Origin of the sequence: Roseomonas sp. 18066, assembly GCF_902706185.1 — a bacterium.
Lineage (GTDB): Bacteria > Pseudomonadota > Alphaproteobacteria > Acetobacterales > Acetobacteraceae > Pseudoroseomonas.
This window is the reverse complement of sequence record NZ_CACSJM010000079.1, coordinates 19,409-29,439: the sequence shown is the minus strand read 5'-3', so window position 1 is coordinate 29,439 and position 10,031 is coordinate 19,409. Positions and strand designations below refer to the sequence as shown.

The following is a 10,031-nucleotide window of genomic DNA, read 5'->3' as shown; positions in this document are numbered from 1 at the left end:
GGATCTCGCCGCCGCCGGCCTGGGCGGCGGCCGGGTCCTCGATCGGCGGGCATGGGGCTGGCGGACATCACAGGGAAGCCAACCCGTGCCAGGGGTGAGCGGTCAAGCCCTGCGTTTCTGCGGCTGGGTGACCCGGCTGCTGATCGGCGTGGCGATCGTCGCCGGGCTGGGCGCCGGCGCGCTGGCCTGGCGGTTGTCACAGGGGCCGCTGCACCTGCCGGTGCTGGCCCGCGCGGTGGAGCGGCTGGGGCTGGAGCCAGGGCTGACGGTGGGCGATGTCGCCGTCGCCTGGGCCGGCTTCCGCCAGGGCACCGGCTCGCCGCTGGAGCTGCGTCTGTCCGACGTGCAGCTGCGCGACAGCGCCGGCATGCTGCGCCAGGTGCTGCCGGACGCCAGCGTCAGCCTGGCGCCGGGGCGGCTGCTGCGCGGCCAGGTGACGCCGCTGCGCATCGCCGTGCAGCGGCCGAGCATCCTGCTGGAGCGCGACGCCCAGGGCGGCATCAGCCTGGCCATGGGCCGCATCGCCAACGCGGCGCCGCCGAGCGACCCCGATGGCCCGCCGATCGAGGACCCGGCCGCCGCCCAGGCCGGCGGCGGCGAGATCCTGTCCGACCTCATCGGCAATCGCGATCTGGACAATCCTTTCGGCGCGCTGCGCGAGGTGGAGATCACCGAAGGCCAGCTCACCGTGCTGGACCGGCAGCTGAATGTCACCTGGCGGCTGGAGCGGGTCTCGCTGACGTTGCGCCGGCTGCCGGGCGGGCAGGGGGTCAGCGGCCAGGGCAGCGCCGGGCTGGTGCTGCCCGGCCAGGGCAACGTCCTGCCGGTGCATCTCTCCGGCACCGCCCATGGCGAGGGGCCGGTAATGGAGGGCAAGCTGTCGCTGCCCCAGCTGGAGCCCGCGCGCATCGCAGCCCTGATGCCGGCGCTCGCCCCGCTGCGGATGGTCGATGGGCGGGCGACGCTGGACCTGTCGGGCCGCTTCGACGGAAGGCAGCCGCAGGCGGCGCCCGAGATCGCGCTGCGGCTGGCGGCCGGGCCGGGCGGCGTCACCCTCGACGGTCATCGCCTGGGCTTTGGAGCCCTGCTGCTGCAGGCCGAGGGCACGCCGACCGCGCTGAAGCTGCAGCGGCTGCGGCTGGAGCTGCCGGCCATCGCCCGCGAATCCGGCGTCCAGACCATCCCGCCGGTGCTGGAGGCGCAGGGCCAGGCGGCGCTGCGCGACGGCCGCTGGCGCGCCGGGCTGCAATTCGGGCTGGACCGGGTGGAGGCCGCCGATCTCGGCGCCTATTGGCCGGCCGAGGTCGTGCGCAACGCACGGCACTGGATCGTCGAGAACCTGACCGGCGGCACGCTGCGCGACGGCCGCTTCACGCTGCAGGCCGAGGCGGGCGGCGATTTCTCGGGCCTGGCCGTCACCCAGCTCGACGGCACGCTGCGCGCCGAGAATGCCACCGTGCACTGGCTGCGGCCGATGGCGCCGCTGGAAGGGGTCAATGCCACGGCCCGCTTCAGCCTGCCGGAGATCAGCATCCAGGTGGAGCAGGCGCGGCAATCCGGCACCGCGCTCACCAGCCCGGGCGCCACCATCCGCTTCCACGCGCTCGACACCGCGCAGGAGCAGGCGGAGATCGAGGCGCGGATCCGCGGCCCGGTGCCGGATGTGGTGGCACTGGTCCGCCATCCGCGGCTGAAGCTGTTCGAGCGCCGGCCGCTCGACCTGAAGGAGCCGGGCGGGCAGCTCGAGGGCACGCTGCACCTGTCCTTCCCGCTGCTGGAGGATATTCCCTCCGAGGTGCTGAAGGTCGCGGTGCAGGCGCGGCTGACCCAGCTGCGCCTGGCCGATGTGGTGATGGGCAAGCGGATGGAGCGCGGCACCGCCGAGCTCAGCATCGACAACAGCCGGCTGCGCGCCAGCGGCAATGCCCAGCTCGCCGGCATCCCGACCAAGCTCGAGGTCGAGATGGATTTCCGCCAGGGCGCGCCGAACCAGGTGGTCGAGCGCTTCCGCGCCGAGGCCCGGCCGGATGCTGCCCGCATCGCCGAGTTCGGCCTGGACCTGGAAGGCTTCGTGGCCGGCCCGGTCGGCGTGCAGGCGGTGATGGAGAAGCGGCGCAATGGCGAGATGCGGGTCGGGCTGACCGGGGACCTGACCGCCAGCCGCATGACCGTCTCGCCCTTCGCCTGGAGCAAGCCCGCCGGCACCGCGGCCAGCGCCCAGGCGGAGCTGCGCGTCGCCGGCGAGGCGCTGCGCGCGGTCGAGAGCTTCCAGGTCGAGGCGCCGGGGCTGTTCACCCGCGGCCAGGTGGCCTTCGCCGGCGCCAGCCGGGTGGAGCGGATCGACCTGTCCGAGTTGCGGCTGCAGCAAAGCCGGGTGACCGTCGAGGCCCGGCCGCCGGCCGCGGCCGGCGGGCCCTGGCGGTTCCGCGCCTCCGGCCCGGTGATGGATCTCGGCCCCAGCATGGCCGAGCCCGAGCGCCCCGGCGCGGCCGCGGCCGAAGGCCCGCCGGTGACGGTGGAGGGGCATTTCGACCGCGTGCTGCTGGGCGAGGGCCGGGCGTTGACCGCGGTGCAGGGCCGCGCCGCCGCCGATTCGCGCGGCGTCTGGCGCGAGGCGCGGGTCACCGGCCAGGCCGGCGGGGCGAATGGCGGCTTCGACATCACCGTGACACCGGTGGCGGGAACGCGGGAGCTGCGGCTGAACGCCTCCAATGCCGGGGCGCTGCTGCGCGCCTTCGACGTGCTGCAGAGCCTCGAGGGCGGGCGGCTGGCAGTGACCGGGCGCTGGGCCAGCAACCTTCCCGGCGCGGTGCTGACCGGCAATGCCGAGATGTCGGATTTCTCGGTGCAGGAGGCCCAGGGCGCCGGCAAGCTGCTGCAGGCGCTGACCGTCTATGGCGTCTTCGACGCGGTGCGCGGCACCGGGCTGAGCTTTTCCCGCATGGTCGCGCCCTTCAGCCTGACGCCGGAGGCGCTGCTGCTGCGCGACGCCCGGGCCTTCTCGCCCTCGCTTGGCGTCACCGCCAAGGGCAGCATCGCCCGCCATGCCGGGCCGATGGACCTCGAGGGCACCATCGTGCCGGCCTATGTGCTGAATTCGCTGCTGGGGCAGATCCCGCTGCTGGGGCGGCTGTTCAGCCCCGAGCAGGGTGGCGGGCTGTTCGCCGCGACCTGGCGGATGCGCGGGCCGGCGGCGGATCCGGCGGTCAGCGTCAATCCGCTGGCGGCGCTGACCCCGGGCTTCCTGCGCGGCATCTTCGGCGGCAGCCCGGGCAGCACGCCGCCGGGCCCGGCGCAGCAATGAAAAAGCGGACCGCCTGGATGCCAAGCGGTCCCCTTCATCGTGCAGCCCGAGGGCCTTACGGGCGGATCAGGACGTGGCGCTTGCGGCCGGCGGAAAGCTTGGCGGCGCCGTCGCGGAGATCGGCGGCCGTCACCTCCTGCGCCTCGTCGCTGATGGCGGCGTCGTTCAGCTTCAGCCCGTTCTGCCGAATCAGCCGCCGCGCCTCGCCCTTGCTGGCGGCGAAGCCGGCCTGCACGGCCAGGTCGATCACCGCCGCCGGCAGGCTGGCGGTGATGCCGGGCAGGGTCTCGGCCGCCTGGCCTTCCTCGAAGGCGCGGCGGGCGGTCTCGGCGGCGAGCTCAGCGGCTTCGCGGCCATGCAGCAGCGCGGTCGCCTCGGTGGCCAGGACCTTCTTGGCCTCGTTCACCTCGGCCCCGGCGAGCGCGCCAAGCCGGCGGACCTCATCCATCGGCAGCTCGGTGAACAGCGCCAGGAAGCGGCCGACATCGGCGTCCTCGGTGTTGCGCCAGAACTGCCAGTAGTCATAGGGCGCCAGCTTCTCGGCGTTCAGCCAGACCGCGCCGGCCGCGGTCTTGCCCATCTTGGTGCCGGAGGCGGTGGTCAGCAGCGGCGTGGTGACGCCGAAGGCCTCCTTGCTCTCCATGCGGCGGACCAGGTCGGCGCCCATGATGATGTTGCCCCACTGGTCGGAGCCGCCCATCTGCAGGCCGACGCCGTAGCGGCGGAACAGCTCCAGGAAGTCGTAGGACTGCAGCAGCATGTAGTTGAATTCGAGGAAGCTGAACGACTGCTCCCGCTCCAGCCGCTGCTTGACGCTGTCCATCGACAGCATGCGGTTGACGCTGAAATAGCGCCCGACCTCGCGCAGGAAGGGGATGTAGCGCAGCTGGTCCAGCCATTCGGCATTGTCCAGCATGATCGCGTCGGTGGCGCCCTCGCCAAAGCTCAGGAAGGGGTCGAAGACCTTGCGGATGCCCGCCTTGTTGACCTCGATCTGGGCATCGGTCAGCAGCGGCCGGGCCTCGTCGCGGAACGAGGGGTCGCCCACCTTGCTGGTGCCGCCGCCCATCAGCACCACCGGCTTATGGCCGGTGCGCTGCAGCAGGCGCAGCAGCATGATCTGCATGAGGCTGCCGACATGCAGGCTGTCCGCCGTGCAGTCGAAGCCGATATAGGAAGCCAGCGGACCCTGCTTCATCCGGGCGGTCAGCGCCGCCTCGTCCGTCACCTGGTGGATATAGCCGCGCTCGCGCGCGACATGCAGAAACTCGTTGGTCATCGCCAATGCCCGGTTGTGGCCCAGGGGGACTTCCCCCGGGACAGCGGCCCTAGCACAGTAGGGGCATGCTGCGAACCATCGGGCTAATGAGTGGCACCTCGCTGGATGGCGTGGATGCCGCATGGGTTGAGACGGACGGGGAGAGGATCGGGCGGATCGGACCGAGCCTGACCATGCCCTATGATCCGGCGCTGCGCCGCGACCTGCGCAAGCTGCTGGACCTGGCCGAGGCCACCGAGCCGGACGACCCCTTCCTGCGGGATTGCGAGCGCCGCGTCACCGAGCGCCATGCCGAGGCCGTGCTGAAGCTGGGGCTGGAGGCCGACCTGCTGGGCTTCCACGGCCAGACCATCCTGCATCGGCCGGTGGCGGGGAAGCCGGGCGAGGGCCGCACCTGGCAGATCGGCGATGCCGGCCTGCTGGCACGGCTGACCGGCATGGCGGTGGCGCATGACTTCCGCAGCGCCGATGTCGCGGCCGGCGGGCAGGGGGCGCCGCTGGTGCCGGTGGTGCATGCGGTGCTGGCCGCCGGCCTGCCGAAGCCGCTGGCCATCCTGAACCTGGGCGGCGTCGGCAATGTCACCTGGATCGGCCGCGACGGCCGGCTGATCGCCTTCGACACCGGCCCGGCCAATGGCCCGCTGGACGATTGGGCGCGGCGGGCGACGGGGGCCGATTACGACAAGGACGGGCGGCTGGCGCTGGCCGGCCAAGCCGATGGCGCCATGCTCGGCCATCTGCTGGCGCATCCCTATCTGAAGGCGGCGCCGCCGAAATCGCTCGACCGGCTGGATTTCGACCGGGCGCTGCGCGACGCCGGGGCGGCGGGCCTGTCGCCGGCCGATGGCGCGGCGACGCTGGTGGCCTTCTGCGCCTGCGCCGTGGCCGCGGCCGGGCGGCATTTCCCCGAGCCGCCGCTGCAATGGCTGGTGGCCGGGGGCGGGCGGCGCAACCCGGCGATGATGCGCGCCCTGGCCGGCGCCCTGCCGGAGCCGGTGCGCCCGGTCGAGGTCGCCGGCTGGGATGGCGACGCGCTGGAGGCCCAGGCCTTCGGCGTGCTGGCCGCCCGCGTCGCCCATGGGCTGCCGCTGACCTTCCCCGGCACCACCGGCGCTCCGCAGCCGATGACCGGCGGCCGGCTGGTGACGCTCAGCCCGGCGTGACGCGGGCGGCCTGCGCAAACGAAAGGGGCCGGGAGGCGATTGCCCCCCGGCCCCTTTTCGACAGGCCCGTCGGTGGAGGGTCAGTCCGCCGCCATGGCCATCCGTGCGCGGTTCAGCATGGTGTGCACATGATCTTCGGCGGCCGCGGCCACGCGCTCGGTCTGCTCGGCCGTGAAGACGTGGCCGGCACCTTCCTGCACGCGATAATCGATCTTGATGCCGCGCTGGGTGTTGAGCTTGTCGACCAGCTTGCGCACCGAGGCCTCGGGCACCAGCTCGTCGTCGGCGCCGTGCAGGATCAGTCCCGAGCAGGGGCAGGGCGCCAGGAAGCCGAAGTCGTAGTGGCTGGCCGGCGCGGCGATGCTGACGAAGCCGCCGATCTCCGGGCGGCGCATCAGCAGCTGCATGCCGACATAGGAGCCGAAGGAATAGCCGGCCACCCACAGCATCGAGGCGTTCGGGTTCACCGCCTGCAGGAAGTCGAGCGCCGCGGCGGCGTCCGAGATCTCCCCGATGCCGCCGTCATAGCGGCCCTGGCTGCGGCCGACCCCGCGGAAATTGAAGCGCAGGGTGGAGAAACCCATGTTCTGGAAGCGCGTGTACAGCGCATGGACCACCCGGTTGTTCATCGTCCCGCCATGCAGCGGGTGCGGATGCAGCACCAGCGCCACGGGGGCGTTGGACTGCTTCGCGTGATGGTAACGACCCTCAAGCCGGCCATCCGGCCCGGCAAACATCACTTCAGGCATCGTCCCCTTGCATCCAGTGCGGTGGGCGCGGCAGCGCCCGGTTGGGAAACCATGGGACCCCTGCGATCCGCGTCAGCGGTATCCGGGCCGGCCAAGGCATGACCCCGGTGGGGGAGGAGGGACCAGGAAGGAACGGGTCTGAGCTCGGCCGAATGGTTGACGCAAACGGTCGGGATCAATAGCCTCATCCCTCGCGACAGGATGTCGCGGCAGTCCGGCTCCCATCATGCCTTTGACGTCCCGGGGCAGGCTTCCGCTCCCCGCGACAGCGTCAATATAGGCAAGCGCGCGCCGCTTTCATAACGGATTATGGCATGGCCCCCCCGTCGGCGTGGTTACGCCTTCTCGAGCGCAGGTATCGCTCTGCGCTTGCACTTTCGAAAAGCTGAGCCATGCGCCTGTCTACACGGGGGCGGTACGCCGTCATGGCCCTGGTCGAGCTGGCGGCACGGATGCGAGACCGTCAAAATACTGATGACTGCCATGCGTCTTGCGCGCCATCCCGCGAGCGGCCGGTCAGCCTGACCGAGATCGCCCAGGCGCAAATTCTGTCCGTGGCCTATCTGGAGCAACTATTCGCAAGGCTGCGCCGGGCCGGGCTTGTCGATTCGGCGCGTGGACCCGGTGGCGGCTATCGCCTGGCCCGCCCGGCCGAGGCCATCACCATCGGCGAGATCATCGAGGCGGTGGACGAGCCGATCACCGCGACCCGCTGCTCGGAGGGCACGCCCGGCTGCCTGTCGGGCAACCGCTGCCTGACGCATGACCTGTGGCATGAGCTCGGCGAGCAGATCCGGCTGTTCCTGCTGCACACGTCCCTGGCTGATGTGGTGGAGGGGCGGGTTTGTGGCCGCGCCGTGCCGCCGGCCGAGTATCGCTGCCCCGAAGACCAGCCGTGACCTTGTACCTGGACGCCAATGCCACCGAGCCGCTGCGCCCGGCGGCCCGGCAGGCGGTGCTGGCGGCGCTGGACCTGGTCGGCAATCCTTCCTCGATCCATGCCGAGGGCCGCGCCGCCCGCGCCCTGCTGGAAGGGGCGCGCGGCCGCATCGCCGCCCGCTTCGGCGGCCGCGCCCGCGACCTGGTTTTCACCGCCGGGGCCACCGAGGCCAATGTCCTGGCGCTGCTCGGCCTCGGCGCCGGGCGTCGCCTGCTGGCCGGGGCCACCGAGCATCCGGCCATCCTGCGCGCAGCCCCGGATATCGCCACCCTGCCGGTGCAGCCCGATGGCCAGCTCGACCTGGCTGCGCTGGAGGCCGCGCTGGCCGGCGGCCCGCCCGCCTTGGTCGCGGTGATGGCCGCCAACAACGAGACCGGCGTGCTGCATCCCCTGGTCGACATCGCCGCCCTGTGCCGCCGGCACGGGGCGCTGCTGCATGTCGATGCGGTGCAGGTGGCCGGGCGGCTGCCGCTGTCGCTGGCCGAGCTGGGCGCCGATTCCCTGGCGCTTTCCGCGCATAAGCTGGGCGGGCCCAAGGGGGTGGGGGCGCTGCTGCTGCGGCCCGCGCTGGACCTCACGGCGCAGTTGCCGGGTGGCGGCCAGGAACGCGGCCGGCGCGGCGGCACCGAGGCGCTGCCCGCTATCGCCGGCTTCGCCGCCGCCGTCGAAGCGCTGGACCCAGGGGAGGCGCCCCGCCTCGCCGCGCTGCGCGACGCCATCGAGCAGGGGGCCGGCCTGCCCGTCGCCGGCGGCGCCGCGCCGCGCCTGCCCAATACCAGCTGCCTGATCCTGCCCGGCATCCCGGCCGAGACCCAGGTCATCGCCCTCGACCTTGCCGGTATCCAGGTTTCTTCCGGTGCGGCCTGCTCCTCGGGCAAGGTGGGGCCCAGCGGCGTGCTGCTGGCCATGGGGCTGGGCGATGCCGCCGCCTGCGCCATCCGCGTCTCGCTGCCCTGGAACGCGCCGGCCGATGCGGCCACGCGATTCCTGGCTGCCCATGCCGCGATGCGAGAGCGGATGGCGGCGCGCCGCGCCAGCTGAACCACCTGTATCGCAGGGCGATGGCGGATGGCGCGTCGGTGGCGGCCCTCGGGGAACTTCGCTGTCACCATCGGGGCAGACCCGCAGGGCTGGGCCGGGGCTGGTGGCCGCCGGGGCGCGTGCTAGCGTCCCCGGCGAACGAGTCCCGGAGACACCGGGCCGCACGGCGCTCCCTTCCTGCGAGGATGCTCTCTCCATGCCCGACCCCTCCCTGCTGGCGCGGCTGCGCCAGGCCGTGGACGCCAATTTCGACGCCGAGATCGGCTTTCTGCAGGAGCTGGTGCGTTTCCCCAGCCTGCGCGGCCAGGAGGCCCCCCTGCAGGACTGGATGGCCCGCCAGATGGCCCAGCGCGGCTATTCGGTGGACCGCTTCACCATGGCCGAGACGCCGCTGGCCGACCACGCCAAGGCCAGCCCGATGGTCGATGTCGACCCCGCCGGCTCGGTCCAGGTGGTCGCCACCCATCGCGCCAAGGACCCCACCGGCCGCAGCCTGATCCTGCAGGGCCATATCGATGTGGTGCCGGAAGGCCCGCACGAGATGTGGACCTACCCGCCGTACTCCGCGACCATTCGCGACGGCTGGATGTATGGCCGCGGCGCGCATGACATGAAGTCGGGCGTGGCCTGCATGGTCTGGGCGCTGGAGGCGCTGCGCAGCGCCGGGCTCGAGCCCGCGGCCGACGTGCATGTGCAGACCGTGACCGAGGAGGAGAGCACCGGCAATGGCGCGCTCTCCACGCTGGCCCGCGGCTACCGCGCCGAGGCCTGCCTGATCCCGGAGCCCACCGGCCATACCCTGACCCGCGCCCATACCGGCGCCGTCTGGTTCCGCATCCGGGTGCGCGGCGTGCCGGTGCATGTCATGCATGCGCAGACCGGCAGCAACGCCATCCTCTCGGCGCTGCACCTGATCCAGGCGCTGCAGACCCACACCAAGGCGCTGAACGCCAAGGCCAAGGACCATCCGGTCTTCGGCGTCATCGCCGACCCGATCAAGTTCAACCCGGGCATCATCCGCGGCGGCGACTGGGCCAGCTCCACCCCCGCCTGGTGCGAGGTCGACTGCCGCATCGGCCTGCTGCCCGGCACCGAGGTCTCGGAAGCCATGGCGGGCGTCGAGCGCTGCATCGCCGAGGCCCGCGCCGGCGACACCTTCCTGGCCAACAACCCGCCCGAGGTCAGCTGGCACGGCTTCAAGGCCGATGGCTTCGTCCTGCCCGAGGGCAGCGACGCCGAGAAGGTGTTGGCCGGCGTCCATGGCCAGGTCTTCGAGGAGGAGATGGGCGAGCGCCGCAGCACCGCGGTGAACGACACCCGGTTCTACGGCCTGTATTACGACATGCCGGCGCTCTGCTACGGCCCCTCCGGCGAGGGCGCGCATGCCTTCGACGAGCGCACCAACCTGGAGAGCATCCGCCAGACCACCCTGGCGATCGCTGGCTTCGTCGCCGACTGGTGCGGTGTGCGCGAGATCCAGAAGAAGGCCTGACCTTGGAGGGGGAGCGCCGACCGGCGCTCCCTGCCGTGCTGCCCCGAGGCCTCCGCACTTCCC

General features: G+C 72.3%; 7 protein-coding genes. 5 read left to right on the top strand and 2 right to left on the bottom strand.

Annotated elements, in window-relative coordinates:
* Positions 1 to 94 precede the first annotated feature (94 nt).
* Complete coding sequence (locus tag GVN67_RS16675) at positions 95 to 3,304, top strand: DUF3971 domain-containing protein (RefSeq protein WP_235035339.1); 3,210 nt, start codon at positions 95 to 97, stop codon at positions 3,302 to 3,304.
* A gap of 55 nt (positions 3,305 to 3,359) precedes the next feature.
* Here the strand turns inward: GVN67_RS16675 and tyrS are convergent, their stop codons facing one another.
* Complete coding sequence (gene tyrS, locus GVN67_RS16670; protein ID WP_159997964.1) at positions 3,360 to 4,583, bottom strand: tyrosine--tRNA ligase; 1,224 nt, start codon at positions 4,581 to 4,583, stop codon at positions 3,360 to 3,362.
* 68 nt (positions 4,584 to 4,651) lie between these two features.
* Between tyrS and GVN67_RS16665 the strand changes: the two genes are divergently transcribed.
* Positions 4,652 to 5,746: an anhydro-N-acetylmuramic acid kinase gene (locus GVN67_RS16665; protein WP_200845293.1), complete on the top strand. Its 1,095-nt coding sequence runs from the start codon at positions 4,652 to 4,654 to the stop codon at positions 5,744 to 5,746.
* Positions 5,747 to 5,826: 80 nt separating this feature from the next.
* Here the strand turns inward: GVN67_RS16665 and GVN67_RS16660 are convergent, their stop codons facing one another.
* Entirely contained in the window at positions 5,827 to 6,495 is a 669-nt protein-coding gene (locus tag GVN67_RS16660) for an alpha/beta hydrolase (RefSeq protein WP_159997960.1), read from the bottom strand.
* 392 nt (positions 6,496 to 6,887) lie between these two features.
* Here GVN67_RS16660 and GVN67_RS16655 point away from each other — a divergent pair, with 392 nt between their 5' ends.
* The 3 genes from GVN67_RS16655 to GVN67_RS16645 all read left to right on the top strand — a co-directional run bounded on the left by GVN67_RS16655 (position 6,888) and on the right by GVN67_RS16645 (position 9,968).
* Positions 6,888 to 7,394 carry an Rrf2 family transcriptional regulator gene (locus GVN67_RS16655; protein WP_159997958.1) on the top strand — a complete coding sequence of 169 codons (507 nt, stop codon included), beginning with the start codon at positions 6,888 to 6,890 and terminating at the stop codon, positions 7,392 to 7,394.
* Positions 7,395 to 7,396: 2 nt separating this feature from the next.
* Positions 7,397 to 8,476 (top strand): cysteine desulfurase family protein, encoded by a 1,080-nt coding sequence (locus tag GVN67_RS16650; protein WP_159997970.1) that lies wholly within the window; start codon positions 7,397 to 7,399, stop codon positions 8,474 to 8,476.
* 196 nt (positions 8,477 to 8,672) lie between these two features.
* Positions 8,673 to 9,968 carry an ArgE/DapE family deacylase gene (locus tag GVN67_RS16645; protein WP_159997956.1) on the top strand — a complete coding sequence of 432 codons (1,296 nt, stop codon included), beginning with the start codon at positions 8,673 to 8,675 and terminating at the stop codon, positions 9,966 to 9,968.
* Positions 9,969 to 10,031 lie beyond the last annotated feature (63 nt).

Bases quoted from the DNA above. Each gene is read 5' to 3' on its own strand.
- tyrS (WP_159997964.1), bottom strand. From the start codon at position 4,583: ATGACCAACGAGTTTCTGCATGTCGCGCGCGAGCGCGGCTATATCCAC.
- GVN67_RS16660 (WP_159997960.1), bottom strand. From the start codon at position 6,495: ATGCCTGAAGTGATGTTTGCCGGGCCGGATGGCCGGCTTGAGGGTCGT.
- GVN67_RS16655 (WP_159997958.1), top strand. From the start codon at position 6,888: ATGCGCCTGTCTACACGGGGGCGGTACGCCGTCATGGCCCTGGTCGAG.
- GVN67_RS16645 (WP_159997956.1), top strand. From the start codon at position 8,673: ATGCCCGACCCCTCCCTGCTGGCGCGGCTGCGCCAGGCCGTGGACGCC.